This is a genomic window from Nostoc sp. DedQUE08, from assembly GCF_034530895.1.
In the GTDB taxonomy this organism is placed as follows: Bacteria; Cyanobacteriota; Cyanobacteriia; order Cyanobacteriales; family Nostocaceae; genus Nostoc.
In genome coordinates this window covers 44,125-58,843 of the sequence record NZ_JAVRCD010000014.1, presented here as the reverse complement: position 1 = coordinate 58,843, position 14,719 = coordinate 44,125, and the positions used below count along the sequence as shown (strand labels likewise).

General features: G+C 42.0%; 12 protein-coding genes. 4 read left to right on the top strand and 8 right to left on the bottom strand.

What is annotated here, in order from left to right; all coding sequences use genetic code 11:
- Window positions 1–94: 94 nt before the first annotated feature.
- Window positions 95–1,147 carry a hemerythrin domain-containing protein gene (locus RMY64_RS11820; RefSeq protein WP_322675242.1) on the top strand — a complete coding sequence of 351 codons (1,053 nt, stop codon included), beginning with the start codon at window positions 95–97 and terminating at the stop codon, window positions 1,145–1,147.
- 80 nt (window positions 1,148–1,227) lie between these two features.
- Here the strand turns inward: RMY64_RS11820 and RMY64_RS11815 are convergent, their stop codons facing one another.
- From RMY64_RS11815 to RMY64_RS11785, 7 genes are all read right to left on the bottom strand, one after another.
- Window positions 1,228–2,412, bottom strand: a complete 1,185-nt coding sequence (locus RMY64_RS11815; protein ID WP_322675241.1) for a M20 family metallopeptidase — start codon at window positions 2,410–2,412, stop codon at window positions 1,228–1,230.
- A 291-nt stretch (window positions 2,413–2,703) separates the two neighbouring features.
- Window positions 2,704–3,267, bottom strand: coding sequence for a pentapeptide repeat-containing protein (locus tag RMY64_RS11810; protein ID WP_322675240.1), 564 nt, complete (start codon window positions 3,265–3,267; stop codon window positions 2,704–2,706).
- 342 nt (window positions 3,268–3,609) lie between these two features.
- A complete protein-coding gene (locus RMY64_RS11805) occupies window positions 3,610–5,373 on the bottom strand; it encodes a serine/threonine-protein kinase (protein ID WP_322675239.1) in 1,764 nt (587 codons plus the stop codon).
- Window positions 5,374–5,602: 229 nt separating this feature from the next.
- On the bottom strand, window positions 5,603–5,791 hold the full coding sequence (rpsU, locus tag RMY64_RS11800) for a 30S ribosomal protein S21 (protein ID WP_012407716.1): 189 nt from the start codon (window positions 5,789–5,791) through the stop codon (window positions 5,603–5,605).
- A 116-nt stretch (window positions 5,792–5,907) separates the two neighbouring features.
- The gene (locus tag RMY64_RS11795) at window positions 5,908–6,240 is read right to left on the bottom strand and encodes an RNA recognition motif domain-containing protein (protein WP_094351322.1); all 333 of its coding nucleotides are present in this window, start codon (window positions 6,238–6,240) and stop codon (window positions 5,908–5,910) included.
- Between the two features lie 542 nt (window positions 6,241–6,782).
- Complete coding sequence (locus RMY64_RS11790; protein ID WP_322700148.1) at window positions 6,783–8,462, bottom strand: tetratricopeptide repeat protein; 1,680 nt, start codon at window positions 8,460–8,462, stop codon at window positions 6,783–6,785.
- 2 nt (window positions 8,463–8,464) lie between these two features.
- A complete protein-coding gene (locus RMY64_RS11785; RefSeq protein ID WP_322700147.1) occupies window positions 8,465–8,698 on the bottom strand; it encodes a hypothetical protein in 234 nt (77 codons plus the stop codon).
- A gap of 1,067 nt (window positions 8,699–9,765) precedes the next feature.
- On the opposite strand from RMY64_RS11785, the gene RMY64_RS11780 reads away from it, so the two are divergent.
- The gene (locus RMY64_RS11780) at window positions 9,766–9,948 is read left to right on the top strand and encodes a CsbD family protein (RefSeq protein WP_322675236.1); all 183 of its coding nucleotides are present in this window, start codon (window positions 9,766–9,768) and stop codon (window positions 9,946–9,948) included.
- Between the two features lie 350 nt (window positions 9,949–10,298).
- Here RMY64_RS11780 and RMY64_RS11775 read toward each other — a convergent pair whose 3' ends face one another.
- A complete protein-coding gene (locus RMY64_RS11775) occupies window positions 10,299–11,393 on the bottom strand; it encodes a hybrid sensor histidine kinase/response regulator (protein WP_322685878.1) in 1,095 nt (364 codons plus the stop codon).
- 586 nt (window positions 11,394–11,979) lie between these two features.
- Here RMY64_RS11775 and RMY64_RS11770 point away from each other — a divergent pair.
- Complete coding sequence (locus RMY64_RS11770; protein WP_322700146.1) at window positions 11,980–12,699, top strand: response regulator transcription factor; 720 nt, start codon at window positions 11,980–11,982, stop codon at window positions 12,697–12,699.
- 184 nt (window positions 12,700–12,883) lie between these two features.
- Window positions 12,884–14,572, top strand: coding sequence for an NAD(P)H-quinone oxidoreductase subunit 4 (locus tag RMY64_RS11765; RefSeq protein WP_322700145.1), 1,689 nt, complete (start codon window positions 12,884–12,886; stop codon window positions 14,570–14,572).
- Window positions 14,573–14,719: the final 147 nt, after the last annotated feature.

Below are 14,719 nucleotides of genomic sequence, written 5' to 3'. Positions count from 1 at the left end.
CGCGATCGCTCAAAAGAAAGATGGAATCTCCCTAACCTCTGTGTCAAAGTTATATCAAGTAAGAATTACGAACGCTTTGCCGAGGAGAACACGGATGGTAACTACTTTAGATGATACGAAACGCAATGCTATTGCTGTAAAACTTGCAAGTCTAAAAGCTCTGCAACAGTTGGTCATCGAAAATGAACAATCGCTTTTGACGCAAGGGCTTGATGCTGAAATTGCCGATCGCATCCGAAATTTTATCAATGATGATGAAAAAAACCTTGGTATTTTAGAAACTGTAATTGGTCAGTATGGGATTCAGGCTGAACCTAAAGAAAATGTTACACAATTCATTGAAAAAGCTCGCGAATTGTTCAAAGGTTCTGAGTTAAGCCTGTATGAGAAAGTTTCTCAGCATGAATTGCTGAAACATCAAGTAGTAATGAGTGGCTTGATAGTTCACAAAGCTGCTCAAAAAGTTGGCGCTGATGTGTTGCTAGCGATCGGCCCATTAAATACCATTAACTTTGAAAACCGCGCTCACCAAGAGCAACTTAAAGGCATTCTGGAAATTCTGGGTGTCCGCGAACTCACTGGACAAGATGCAGATCAAGGAATTTGGGCACGTGTTCAAGATGCTATGGCCGCAGTTAGTGGTGTAGTAGGTAGTGCTGTCACCCAAAACAGCGACAAAAAGGATCTAAATATCCAAGATGTCATCCGCCTCGATCACAACAAGGTAAATACCTTATTCACCGAACTACTGCAAAGCGACGATCCGCAGAAGATCCAAGAGTACTTCGGTCAAATTTATAAGGATTTAAATGCCCACGCTGAAGCTGAAGAGGAAGTAGTCTATACAAGAGTACGTCCTTTCTACGGTCAAGATAACACCCAAGAACTGTTTGATGAACAAGCTGAAATGAAGCAGGTGTTAGACCAAATTAAGGGTATTAGCCCTTCGTCACCTGAATTCAAAGATCGAGTTACACAGCTTATGGAAGCTGTTGGCGACCATATTCGTCAAGAAGAAAGCACAATGTTTGCTGCCATTCGTAACAACTTGAGCAGCGATGAAAGCGAGCAACTGGCTACTGAATTCAAAGCCGCTAAGACCAAAATTCAAGAGAAATTAGGTGTTGTTAGCGAATCCAATGTGTAGAAGGCTTTTGAGCTTTCTATAGCTGCTAAAAAGGTTAGTTAAACAAAAACTCCCAGCAGATAAATGCTGGGAGTTTTTGTTTACAAATTTTGCTGACAATATTTATAAGCTGTGTATGCCATAGTTACAACCCCGGTGATAATAGCAGATTCATCGACTTCAAATTGGGGATGGTGTAAAGGGTGGTTAATGATTCTTTCTTTGTAGCCTACACCCAAGCGAAACATAGAACCAGGGACATGTTCTAAATAAATAGAAAAATCTTCAGAGCCAAGGGAGGGTTCGGGTAGTACTTGAACGCGATCGCTACTCCAAGCTTCTTCTGCGGCTGATTGTAACAATTGCGTCAGGGCGTAATCATTTTGGACGCTGGGTACACCTTGGCGATAATTGACTTGATACTTTGCTCCGTAGGTATGGCAAACATTAGATACAATGTTTTCAATCCAGTTTGGGAGATGGGCACGGGTTTCAGGATGGAGCGATCGCACAGTTCCCAATAACTGCACTTTATCGGCAATTACATTCGGCGCTCTGCCACCATTAAATTTCCCTATACTCAATACTACAGGACGTAAAGGATTTTGTGTCCGGCTGATAGCTTGTTGCAGTGCCGTAATCACTTGGCAACCAATCCAAATCGCATCAATCGCCTCATGAGGACGCGCCCCATGTCCAGATTCTCCCATAATCAGAATCTCTAAATCATCAGCGGCGGCTGTTAATGCCCCGTAACGCACCCCAATAGAACCTGCGGGTATAGAAGGGAAAACATGAACCCCTAATAAAGCCGAGACATTTTCCATCGCCCCATCTTTCACCATCCAGCTTGCACCTTGAGCAATTTCCTCGGCTGGCTGAAATAAAAACCGCACTTTTCCACCTAATTCCTCAGCCATTTGGGACAGCACCATCGCCGTTCCTAACCCTACAGTGGTGTGGACATCGTGACCGCAAGCGTGCATAATCCCATCTGCACGAGAGGCATATTCCAAATTAGTGCCCTCTTGAATTGGCAAGGCATCCATATCAGTGCGAATTGCCAATAAACGGTCATTTTGGCCAGTGCCTTGAAGTTCTCCAATGACACCCGTTTTGCCAACTCCTTCTTGTACGTGCAGTCCACTGGAAGACAAAACACCAGCTACAAAAGCTGCTGTTTGGTACTCGTGACCGCTGAGTTCTGGGTGAGAGTGGATGTGGCGGCGAATTTCAATTAAGCGGGGCGCTAGTTTTGCTGCTAAGTCTTTTATATGGGTAAGCATCGATTTAATTAATTTATAGGCTAGGCTTTTTTCCCATGATAAAGAACTGTTAACAAACAAAATGCTTTTGCTATACAAGGAGTGTTAAGAACAAGCAGGGGAGCAGGGGAGCAGGGGAGCAGGGGAGCAGGGGAGCAGGGGAGACAAGGGGACAAGGGGACAAGGGGGAATTATTGAACAAGTCTTTTCTTTTTTCTTGTCTACCTTGTCTCTTCCCCATGCCCCATGCCCAATGCCCAATGCCCCATGCCCCATGCCCAATGCCCCATTCCCAATGCCCAATGCCCCAGTTTATTTTGAATAGCAAGTTGTGCCTAAAGTATTTTCGGGTTTAAACTCGTTACATTCTCTGGGATTTTGACGCTCTAACGACCAGCCATAGGGTTTGTCAGAGGTGACGACACCATTAGCCAGAGTTGTTAGTCGGTAGTTAGCCCCTCGAAAATTAGTAAACTGCAATATTGCATTTTTTAAGTTTGTTGCTTCCAAATTGGCGCTGATAAAACCGGCATAAGATAAATCAGCATTTTCCAGGGATGCTGATTTCAAATTTGCTCCTGTTAAGGAAGCACCACTCAGATTTACCGAATTCAGAATCGCACCTTCTAAATTTGCACCGGTGAGATCGGCATTCGTGAGATTAGCTTGAGATAATGTAGCGCCGCTCAAGTCAGCCCCTCGCAAATTTGCTCCAGTTAGATTCAGCCTAGTTAGGTCAGCGCCACTCAAATTACACCGAGGACAGGCACTTGTTGCCTTCAACTGATCCAAGTCTAGCTGATTTAATGCAAGAGCCTGCTCTGCAAACCCTAAACAAGCTAACAGGGAGACGGTGGCAATAATCTTAAGTTTCATATTTTTTACTGATATTTACAAAAATGACAAGTTACGAACATCACGTACTGTCATCCTTACATATACTGCTTCTCTAAGGAAGTACAGGGATGAAGCATTGATTAAGAAGCTGTAAAAATACTATAAATTCTAATAGTAAGACTACTCAAACGGAAATATAGGCTATAGAATCAAATCGTAAGGAACTATACCGAACCAATTATAGACTACCAAATATGTGATCCCCCTAGCTCGATAAAAATACGACTAGGGGGATCTTGTTTTTAGGCATTGGGCATTGGGCATTGGGCATTGGTTATTAATTCTTCCCCTGCCCCCTACTCCCCTGCCCCCCTGCCTTTTTCATCGCCATCCTAAAAGGCGCAGTCCAGGGACAATTAGGTAATAACTCACTCCTAACCAGAAGCTGATAAAGAAGCCTATAGAGCCAAAAAAAATTAGAGGTAACTGTAACTCTGACCAGGCTGGTTGACTGCTAAATTGGAAAATTGGAGGTGCACCTAACTTCAAAAGAATCAAAAGTGCATAGCCGATCGCACTGCCAAAGGCCGCGAACACAGCGTACACTACATGATGGCTGCGAAGTCCTAAACTCAACGTGAGTAGGCAAACTGCCACTAAAATCACTGCCATTAAGCCCTCGCCGCTATCTTTTGGGGTGATTAATTGCAAAATTAACCACCCGAAGCCATAGCTAATTATGCCCATCAGAGAAGCCACTAAAAACCGCCGCCGTTGACCAAAACAACCAGATACTGTCAATCCCCATGCGGTTCCCCAGCCTGCGGCGACGAACACCAAAATATCTGCCCCAAAGACGGGCTGAGTATTTGGTACTAATTGATTTAGCTGACTCCCAATAAATTCTACAATCTGAGGCCCTAAGCTGGTGTGATAGGCCAAAATAAAACCAGCGATCGCACCAAAACAAGCGCCTATACTACTGAGGAGCATCGCCCAAATCGTCGCCAAACAAGCTCGGAAAATTTTGATGATTGTCTGAGCGATAAAAATAACGGTTTTGGTGAGAGCTAGGCTAAAGTTAGCTAAAACTTGTTCGATAGCTTGTGTTATCAGGGTAAATCTCTGGGAAACTTGCGTTGAGGCTTGCTTAATGTTGTCTTGCAGTTGGGCAAATAACCCTGGTGGCGGTAATGGTTGAGAAATCTTCGCCAAACGTTTTTGAATTATAGCTGCATTCGCTGGACGCGATCGCACATCCTCCTGCACCATCTCATCCAGCAAATCTGCTAGTTGCGGGTTGACATTCACCGCAGTTCGCCATTGCAATTTACCCGTTTGCCGATCTTCCAACTCTAGTGGGTACTTACCTGTTAGTAGTTCAATCATCGTTCGACCAAGAGCATAAAAATCGGCACTTGGCCCAACAATACCTCCAGTAACTTGTTCTGGTGGACTGTAGCCAGAAGAAAATAATCGCGTGGAACTAGACACAGAACGCAGCTTAGAGGCACTAAATTGTTTCGCTCCGCCAAAATCAATTAACACCAGGCGATCGCCCTCTGCTTGCCCTGGAGACGGGGTTAAAGATGACGAAGATGTACCCAGCATTAAATTAGAAGGTTTGATATCTCGGTGAAGAATCTGACGTTTGTGTAATTCTTGTAAAATCTGCACTGCTTGGGCAAACCAGTTTAAAACCAAACTCTCTGGACACCCTTGGGGAAACTTTTTTAATATTTCCTCTAAAGTTTGCCCATTGATTTTTTCCATTACCAGGCAAGGCAGTTGGTGCGGTTTGGGGTTAAACAGTTGTATCTGAAAATACCCTTCGGCATCAACTCTGGGGACACCTGGATGGTGCAAACCGGATAAAACTGCCGCCTCTTGGGTAAATAACTCCAGTGCCTTGGGCGAATCTTCTACCAATACTTTCAACACTTTCTCTGTTTGAGTTTTTTCATCCCAAACTGTGTAGATTTGAGCAAATCCTCCCGATCCCAAGGGCTGAAGTGGAACATAGCGGTTTAACAACTCTAGCGGTGCGCCACAGCTGTTGCAAAATTTGTTTCCCCAAGGCTGAGGATAAGGACGTTGACAATCAGGATTTATGCAGTGAACCGCACTCTGAGTGATGTGGGACACAACCGCTACAATACAAAGGCTGACTTGATTTTAGCGTTTCTTTAGGTTTCGTGATTTTAAAATAGACAAAAGGAAAACCCTCATAGAATCTATGAGGGAATTCATTCATATTTACAGCGAATTTCAAGGAAGGTGAAGTACACAAGCTCGCGTCTCAAAGCAAGGTATAAAGCCTGTTTGACTTCAGAATTCAGAATTCTGAATTCTGAATTCTGCTGTATCTCAGCCCTTAATTACGAAAACTTCTCTTACTTTGTCTGTGCTTGGCAACTTCTTTGCGCTTGCGTTTTTCTAAGGGTGTTTCAAAATGACGATGCTTTCTCATGTCTGGAAAAATTCCCGCCTTGGAAACTTCTCGTTTAAATCGTCGTAAGGCTGACTCAATGTGTTCATTGTCACCTACAATTACTTGGGTCATTATTTCTCCTACTAAGTTGACTTCATCAATGGCTATGCAGGCGGTAACATTACAAAAAAAAGACAGACTCTTGTTTGTCTGACCTTAAGACTCTTGGTAAGTTTTTATTTCCAAGGTTAGTATCGTCCGCCACCGCCACCGCCACCGCCGCGGTTGCCGTATCCTCCTCTGTTACCACCACCAAAGGAACCTCTATCACCTCTGTCTTCCTTGGGTTTAGCTTTATTAACTTTCAGGTCACGACCCATCCACTCAGCACCGTCGAGAGCTTCAATGGCAGCAGTTTCTTCAGCTTCAGTTCCCATTTCCACAAAAGCAAAGCCGCGCGGACGACCTGTTTCACGGTCAGTAGGTACTTGAACGCGCTTTACAGTACCATATTCTGCAAAAATACCACTTAAATCTTCTTGTGTAACGTCATAAGAGAGGTTACCTACATAAATTGACATCGATTCTCTCCAAAATCATCACTGTGTAGAGATTTTAATTTCTCTCAGAAGTCTGTAAATACTAAAAGGAAAAAGCCTTTCAATACTAAAACCAAAGACATCGCTGAATTAACTCTCATAAATCTAGGATGACATATGAGCCAACTCTTTGCATCCACTAGATAGTTAACCAGTGATGCGATCGCACCTAAGCGATCGCCCGCCCCCACATACCCTAAGTACAATCCACCGCAAAAAGGGGTTGGAAATGGAATAAAATAAATTCTGTAGGGTGATATAGAAAATCAGACATGCAGGGGCGCATCTTTAATATTCCGAATTGAACGTTTGACTGCATTCACCATGAAGCATTACTTCAAAATTTTAATACGAAAGGCAAAGTCAGGCAACAAATATAAAACTATTGTGACTTGTACTCTTTTGAAGAACCTGCTATAAAAGCAACTGCGATGCTTATAGCAGCAAGCATCGCGAGTCTTTTTCTTTGGCGCTAGCCTCTTTTTTTGGAAAAGGAGAGTAAGTGGCGTAACATTCATGTTCGGCTAATTAACCAAAGTTGCAATCTTAAGTTGCCGAACATCACCTTTCCAAACAGTCTCTAATTCAGCTTTGACAAGTTGAGCGGCCTCATCTTTGCCTAGTGCCTGCAAAGTTGCCTGCAAGCCAAATAGAGAACGTCCATTATGGGGATATTTTTTTAAATCGGCACGAAAGACTTTCTCAGCTTCTCTATAGTCACCCTTAGCCAAAAGCACAGCACCCAAAGATTCCCGCGTCGGAAAGTACCAGTCTGGTGGTTCCACGTAATTGAGGGCATCTTCTGCTACTACTGCTTTTTCTAGCAATTGGATGGCAGATTCATAATCATGATTTTCTCTAGCAATTTTGGCGTCTAGAACTTTTGAGGCAATGTCTAAAATATTACTGGCAGGACTAAATCCAATAGTTGCCTCGGTGGAAATTCCCTGTTTGGCAGCTAGTAATGCCCGACTTTCACTTGCTGCATTTTCAAGTTTGCCTGTGGCTGCGATCGCCATACCGCGAGCAAAATGCCAAAGTGCTGTGGTAGTGGGCAATTTAGCTTCGGGAGCAGGAGTTTTTAAGATGGCATCCCAATCACTAAAGCGTGTCTGAATCAGCATTTTGCTGCCGAGGAATCCCTCAAGCATTGGTGCATAGGGGTCAATTGCAGTAGCGTTTGCAACTAATTTATCTGCGGATTTCAGAGCATCTTCATATCTTCCTGCCATGCTACTGGCCACCATGAGGAAATGTACGTTGTGGTTGTAGTACATCATGGGGTAAGTGCCCTGGACTTGATATTTTTTGATGTAAATATCATCTTGAGCGATCGCCTGCTCATTTGCCTGCATTGCCCCTTGATAATCTCCCACACGAAAATAAATATGACTTGGCATGTGTACCAAGTGTCCTGCTGCTGGCGCTAGAGTTCCGAGTCGGTTAGCACTGACAAGGGCCCGTTCTGGAGAAGGTGAGGCTTCTACTGCATGGATATAGTAATGATTAGCTCCTGCATGATTCGGGTTACGTTTGAGAACTGATTCTAAAACAGCCACAATTTTTTCTGTATCTGGCTGTGGCTTACCATCTTTAGTCCAGTGCTGCCAAGGATGCAGATCCATCAGGCTTTCAGCGTAAAGTGTCGCCGCATCCAAATCATCAGGATAGCGCTTGACTAGGTTTCCCATTGCTTTGGCGTAATCTACCGCTAGTTGATACAAATCAGCATCGGTATCTTGAGAGTAACGTTTTGCTAAGGCGGTAATGTAGTCCCGTTCTTGGGTGGAAGCTTGGGTAGAAAGGGCCAAAGCTTGGTGTATCGCTTGGTAAGCAGCTAATTCCCGATTGGGGTCTATTGCCGAGTTAATGTTGGGCCCCAAGGCTAAAGCAACACCCCAATATGCGATCGCTAAATGGGGATCGAGTTTGGCAGCGTATTGAAAAGAACGCACTGCCTCATCATGATTGAAAGCGTAAATTAAATTTAATCCCTGATCGAAAAACTTTTGGGCTTGGGGATTAGAAGTAGAAACTGGATGGTGGATTGTGCCAAGTCCAGATATTAAGTAGTATGGCTGTTTTACTTCAGCGTCAACGTGTTGGTATAAGCTTTCATCAAGAAGCGGCTTGTTATCAGATATCGCCGCGCTAGGAGCGACTAAAGAGAATATAAGCACCCAAACTAGAAATAAGTACTTCATTATTATTTTTCTTCAAGCTCTTTTTTAATATTCAAATGCCACAGTTTCTCTAAATAAGCAACTTGTCGGCAAAAAACAGCAGTCTGGTATTTCTTATAGATATTAAACCCAACAAACACAATCATTGGAATCAAGATAGAATATCCGATGAAAATGTTAACAGACGAATCAGTTGGCATTTTGTAGTCTATATATTGGGAGTTGGGAGTTGGTTGAGTACTAGAATTTGATTGCATAAATATCTTCATAAATACTACAAGTAAGAAGCTAGAAATAAACGTGGAGAATTGTTCCTGCTGTCTTTGAGCAGAAATTAATCACCAGTTCTATTAGGTACTTCAAAGCCGCTACTGAGACTTATCTATGCCTTCTTGCACTAGCTAAACTATTGTTCAGTTAAAACCTGAAAAATTATGTTGATTTCTGCTAAATTTTGTGACAAAATCCTTATTCTGCAAGCTACTGCTCCTACAGTATTTACTGAGATTTCCACTATTTTTAATGTCAGTTATTTCTAGTACTTGCTTAATTAGTCAGAGTTGCAGAAGCAATATACAGCGGATTGCAAGTTAATAAGTGACTATTAAGAAAGATGTGACTAATATATAACTCAATACGCTTGCGTTAGCCCCAAAAACCTTAAACTACGTAAGTTGGGGAGTCACTGCGCCCTTGCAGTTTCTCGACTTGTATCCCTACAAAGAAGCAAGCTACGCTTTTAGCTTGGCATATTATTTTCAGTTCGTAGTGTACCCCTCCGGGGAAGCAAGCTACGCGTAGCGTCTCGCAGAGAGGACTTTAGTCCTCAAAATAAGGGCTAGAGCCGCTTACAACTACAAATCCGATTTTTTTGTGACACTTGCGTAAGTCCTAAGTGATTAAAGACGAAAGTATTTTGAAGCATCTCCTCTCATTTACCCAGAATTGAGTACACGGACTCGCTAATACTGCACTATCTACCACCAATTTGAAAGCCTCTGCACTCTGTTGACATATTTACCATATCCAGTGGTAATAAGCCAACTTGCGGGTTATCAACAGCACTATCTACCTGAAGTTATAAATGATTTTGTCTAAAGATATAACAATATAATGATGCCTTTCCCTCTTTTGGATATTACCTGAATTTCCAAAGATGATTTTCAAGGTTAAATAACTATGTACAATGGACACAAATATTTGTCATAAAAACATCGTCCGATAGAAGAATAAAAAGTTATTTAAAAGTAATCTATAGATATTGCAGCGCTTGTCAAGCAAGCAAGAAACGATCAACACTTAACCTACTTTAGGAATAAAAAAGATGAGTATCGAAGATAAAGCAAAAGCTTTCGCTAAAAACGTCGAAGGAAAAGTACAAGAAGCAATTGGCGAAGTAACTGGCGATCCTAAAGATAAAGCTGAAGGTAAAGCTAAACAAGCTGAAGCCCAAGTCCGTCACACCACTGAAAATATCAAAGATGAAGTTAAAAAGACTTTAGACTAGTACAGCGTGATAGAGGTTTTCCTCGTTGTAACAACTTGTTCAAGTAGTTAGATTTTGATGGTAATGTAATAGGTGAAATTTTATTTAGGAAGAAGGTTTAAGTTAAATAATTATTTACTGAACCTTCTGCCTTTATTAGCTCTTTTTTTTACCTTCTTTTTTCAGCCATTTTGAAAATAACGATCGCAAAGCATTTTCTCAATCTATTACTGATTTTCTCAAAGGTGCTAATTCATAATTAATATTCTATTTACCTATCTTTTAACAGACATCCCAACATCACAAGGTAATTCTATTAATTCTATTGTACTAACAGCGTTATTAGGGTAATAATTTTTTGTCGCCTACTTTTAGTTTTCGTCAGCTAAAGGTAGGCGGATAGTAAATGTACTACCCTTGCCTGGTTCAGATGTCACATCGATTGTGCCTTGATGTGCTTCGATAATACAGCGAGAAAGATATAATCCCAAGCCACTACCAGAACGTTGGTGTTTTCCTTGACGAAATCGCTCGAATAATATTGCCTGATCTGGTTTAGAAATTCCTGGCCCTGTATCTTGGATATCAATATTCACAGCGATCGGAGTCAGATAACAGTGAATATTTACAGAGCCTTTGTCTGTAAATTTGATAGCATTGCCGATAATATTTGTCAGAACTCGCCGCAGTTCTAAGCGATCGCCCATAATGGTGCTTGCAGTTTCACTTAGATCGATGTTTACAGCTAATCCTTTTTCTTCAGCTAAGGGAGTTAATTCTTGGCAAACTTCACTAACTAATTCCTGAATATTGCAGGCAGAAATTTTTAAGGTTTTACAGCCCGCTTCATGACGATAAACTTCTAATAAGGTATTTACCATTTCCAGCAGGTCTTGATTGCTGCCAATCATGGTATTAATTATTTCTTGCAATTGTGGCGAAACATCGCAAAACCTGCCTTCCAGCAATAATTTTAATACGCGGTTAGAGGCTACTAGAGGGATGCGTAAGTCGTGAGTAAAACGGGAGACAAAATCCGCCCGGAGGTTCGCCATCTGATCTCGTTCGTCGATACTATGCTTGAGGCGCAGGAGCGATCGCACCCTTGCATGTAGTTCATCAGGATCGAATGGTTTGCGAATGAAGTCATCTGCACCAGCGTCTAATCCTTCAACAACGCTAGACTCATAGTGAGCCGTAAGCAGCAGAATCGGGATAAATGGCAACGCCTGATTCTGTCGGATGCGCCGAGTGAATTCATAGCCATCTAGCTCCGGCATCATCACATCTAAGAGAATTATGTCTGGCGGTGACTCTTCAACCATAGCCAGAGCAATCTTACTATCTTCTACTAAGCTAATTTCATAGTCCTCATCTTCTAGGACTGCTTCTAAGACCAGTAGATTGTCAAAAATATCATCGACAACGAGAATTTTATCTTTTTTGACAGTTTTAGGTAAAGACATGGCTATATAAAAAAGAAGTGCTTGGCTATCCCTAGCAAATCTAGTAATAGCTTACTTCACCAGCGCTGAGATTATTAAGGATTAACATTTTCTTTTAGAGTTTTCTGAGTTTAATACCTTTTTCTGCGTAATTACACTTATTTTTTATTAATAATGCGTATTATTTGTTTTATAAATTACTCTTCTCATAAGTATATTAGTCGCCTAAATTCTCCAATTAATATGAGTGCCTGAGTGCTAGAGTGAGTTATTTTAGTCGCTTTTATGTGCATAATACCGCTCAAAGCAAGGATAACTACTTAATAATCACCTACTTTTACTTGCTATCAGATTTCTTCGGAAAATTTGTATAGCATAACACATCGGGCGTTGGGTTTATGTATAAAAATATTTTTTGATTGAATTATATTGTCATATCGAAACTCTTGCCTTAGAAAAGCTTACGAGATAAGGTTATCTATGTCTAATGGTAGATGAAGTTCAGGGAATAATACCAAACGCATTGCTTTTTGTATAAGATCCCGAATAGAAGAACGAGATTATTTTAATCTGTACTTTAGATAAATAAGAGTAAAGTTAAGCAACTATGAGTGAAATCAAGATCCTTGTGATTGAAGATCACAACCTGACAAGAATCGGCTTGCGGTCTGCTTTACAAACCCAGCCAGAGTTTAACATTGTTGGTGAAGCAGCCAATGCAGCCGACGGTATCAAGCTTCTGAAAACTCTCAAGCCGGATGTTGCTACTATTGACATTGGTTTGCCTGACATGGATGGTATTGAGCTAACACGCACATTTAGGCAATATCAGGCAGAAAATGAGGACTATACAACAAAGCTGCTGATTTTAACGATGCAAAATAGCGAACAAGCAGTTTTAGCAGCATTTGCAGCAGGTGCAGATTCTTATTGTATGAAGGATATAGAAACTGAGAAACTAGTAGAAGCTGTGCAAACGACTTATGCAGGTAGCTCATGGATCGATCCAGCGATCGCAGACGTTGTACTACAACAAATACGTCAAGATTTCACCGATGGCAACAAAGGCGCATCTGGAAAAAGAGTTTTGATTGAAGGTATTGACCCAGATGTTGAGAAAAGTATAGTCAGCTATCCTTTAACTCATAGAGAGATGGATGTTTTAGAGTTGATTGTCGCTGGCTGTGACAATGCAGAAATTGCCAAAAGGCTCTATTTAACAGTCGGTACTGTCAAAACTCATGTTCGAGGTATTCTCAATAAACTCTGTGTTGCTGACCGGACACAAGCTGCTGTCCGTGCGTTGCGGGCCGGATTAGTACCGTAAGCAAGTAAAACCATCATCAACTGTGTACACAAGAACACTTAACAAATAAAAATATTTCTTTCTCAGTCTCCAGTAAATTGTTTTTTGGTCAAAGCAGTTAACTGGGACAAAGATTTATGAAGAAATCGTTACAAAGTTTAGTAGAATGACATAATTGACTAAATAAGTATTTTTCTATACATACATGATAGCGGATCGATTTCCCTGGCTTACCGCAATTGTCTTACTGCCACTTGTTGCTTCCCTGCTTATCCCTGTGTTGCCTGATAAAGATGGTAAACTCGTGCGGTGGTATGCACTAAGTGTAGGTATTGCAGATTTTGCATTAATGTGCTATGCATTTTGGAATCATTACGATGCCAGCAGTGCTAGTTTTCAAATGGTGGAAAATTATGCCTGGATACCTCAGTTAGGTTTTAACTGGGCGGTATCAGTCGATGGGCTTTCAGCGCCACTTGTGCTTTTAGCCGGATTTGTCACCACACTCTCGATTTTTTCAGCTTGGCAAGTCGATCGCCGACCCCGCCTCTTCTATTTTTTGATGCTGGTGCTGTATTCGGCACAAGTAGGGGTGTTTGTTGCTAAAGACTTGCTGCTATTTTTCATCATGTGGGAAGTAGAACTGATTCCCGTCTATCTATTAGTCTGCATTTGGGGTGGGCAAAGGCGTCGTTATGCGGCTACAAAATTTTTGTTGTATACCGCAGCTGCTTCTATATTTATTTTAGTGGCAGCCCTGGCAATGGGGCTATACGGCGGCGGTGATATGACGTTTGATATAACCGCCCTGGCTAAAAAGGAATATCCTCTTGGACTACAACTGCTACTTTATGCAGGATTGTTGATTGCATTTGGTGTCAAGCTTGCTGTTTTCCCGATGCATACTTGGTTGCCTGATGCCCACGGCGAAGCATCCTCTCCTGTATCGATGATATTAGCTGGTGTGTTGCTGAAGATGGGCGGATATGGACTGATTCGCCTGAATCTTGAGTTGCTTCCCGATGCACACATTTATTTTGCGCCAGTTCTAGCCATTCTCGGTGTTGTCAACATTATCTATGGTGCATTGAACTCCTTTGCTCAAACCAATATGAAGCGGCGTTTAGCTTATTCGTCGATTTCTCACATGGGGTTTGTACTGCTTGGGATTGCGTCCTTCACTGATTTGGGAATCAACGGCGCAATGTTGCAGATGATTTCGCATGGTTTAATTGCATCAGTGCTGTTCTTCTTAGCAGGTGTTACTTACGATCGCACCCACACAATGGTAATGAAAGATATGGGCGGTATTGGTCAAGCCATGCCCAAAGTCTTTGCCCTGTTTACAATCGGAGCAATGGCATCTCTGGCACTTCCCGGTATGAGCGGCTTTGCTGGCGAACTCTCGGTATTTGTTGGAATGACAAGCAGTGACGTTTACAGTTCGACTTTCTGCACCGTCACAGTTTTTCTCGCCGCAGTTGGAGTTATCCTCACACCGATTTATCTACTTTCCATGCTGCGAGAAGTGTTTTATGGTAAAGATGCAGCACTGTTATGCGACATTAATAATGCAGGCTTGGAAAATCGAGAAGATGAGGGAACAGTTTGTTTTGGTACAGACTGTCTCGTACCAGAAGATGCAGTCTACGAAGATGCTAGACCGCGTGAAGTGTTTATTGCTGCCTGTTTTCTGCTGATGATTATTGGTATTGGTTTCTATCCCAAAATGGCGATGCAGATGTACGATGTGAAGACCGTTGCAGTCAATGCTAATCTTCGCCAGTCTTATGCCATAGTCTCGCAAAGCAATCCTCAGATTTATGCCAAGGGATTCTTGGTTCCGCAAATTTCCGAGGTTGAGGTAGCGCCCGTTTTAGGAACTTTGAAGTAAGCTTTTTGACTAATAGACTTGTCGAAAAGAGCGTTTTGTACAACTAAGTACTACCCGTCTATGCGTTTTTATTAGTTTATTACTTTGACCAAAGACTCTACGCAACCTACAATTACTACATTGGAGTAATACATAAGTGGGTTGCGT

Excerpts from the sequence above, each read along its gene's own strand:
- RMY64_RS11820 (WP_322675242.1), top strand. The coding sequence starts at position 95 with ATGGTAACTACTTTAGATGATACGAAACGCAATGCTATTGCTGTAAAA.
- RMY64_RS11815 (WP_322675241.1), bottom strand. The coding sequence starts at position 2,412 with ATGCTTACCCATATAAAAGACTTAGCAGCAAAACTAGCGCCCCGCTTA.
- RMY64_RS11810 (WP_322675240.1), bottom strand. The coding sequence starts at position 3,267 with ATGAAACTTAAGATTATTGCCACCGTCTCCCTGTTAGCTTGTTTAGGG.
- rpsU (WP_012407716.1), bottom strand. The coding sequence starts at position 5,791 with ATGACCCAAGTAATTGTAGGTGACAATGAACACATTGAGTCAGCCTTA.
- RMY64_RS11795 (WP_094351322.1), bottom strand. The coding sequence starts at position 6,240 with ATGTCAATTTATGTAGGTAACCTCTCTTATGACGTTACACAAGAAGAT.
- RMY64_RS11790 (WP_322700148.1), bottom strand. The coding sequence starts at position 8,462 with ATGAAGTACTTATTTCTAGTTTGGGTGCTTATATTCTCTTTAGTCGCT.
- RMY64_RS11785 (WP_322700147.1), bottom strand. The coding sequence starts at position 8,698 with ATGCAATCAAATTCTAGTACTCAACCAACTCCCAACTCCCAATATATA.
- RMY64_RS11780 (WP_322675236.1), top strand. The coding sequence starts at position 9,766 with ATGAGTATCGAAGATAAAGCAAAAGCTTTCGCTAAAAACGTCGAAGGA.
- RMY64_RS11775 (WP_322685878.1), bottom strand. The coding sequence starts at position 11,393 with ATGTCTTTACCTAAAACTGTCAAAAAAGATAAAATTCTCGTTGTCGAT.
- RMY64_RS11770 (WP_322700146.1), top strand. The coding sequence starts at position 11,980 with ATGAGTGAAATCAAGATCCTTGTGATTGAAGATCACAACCTGACAAGA.
- RMY64_RS11765 (WP_322700145.1), top strand. The coding sequence starts at position 12,884 with ATGATAGCGGATCGATTTCCCTGGCTTACCGCAATTGTCTTACTGCCA.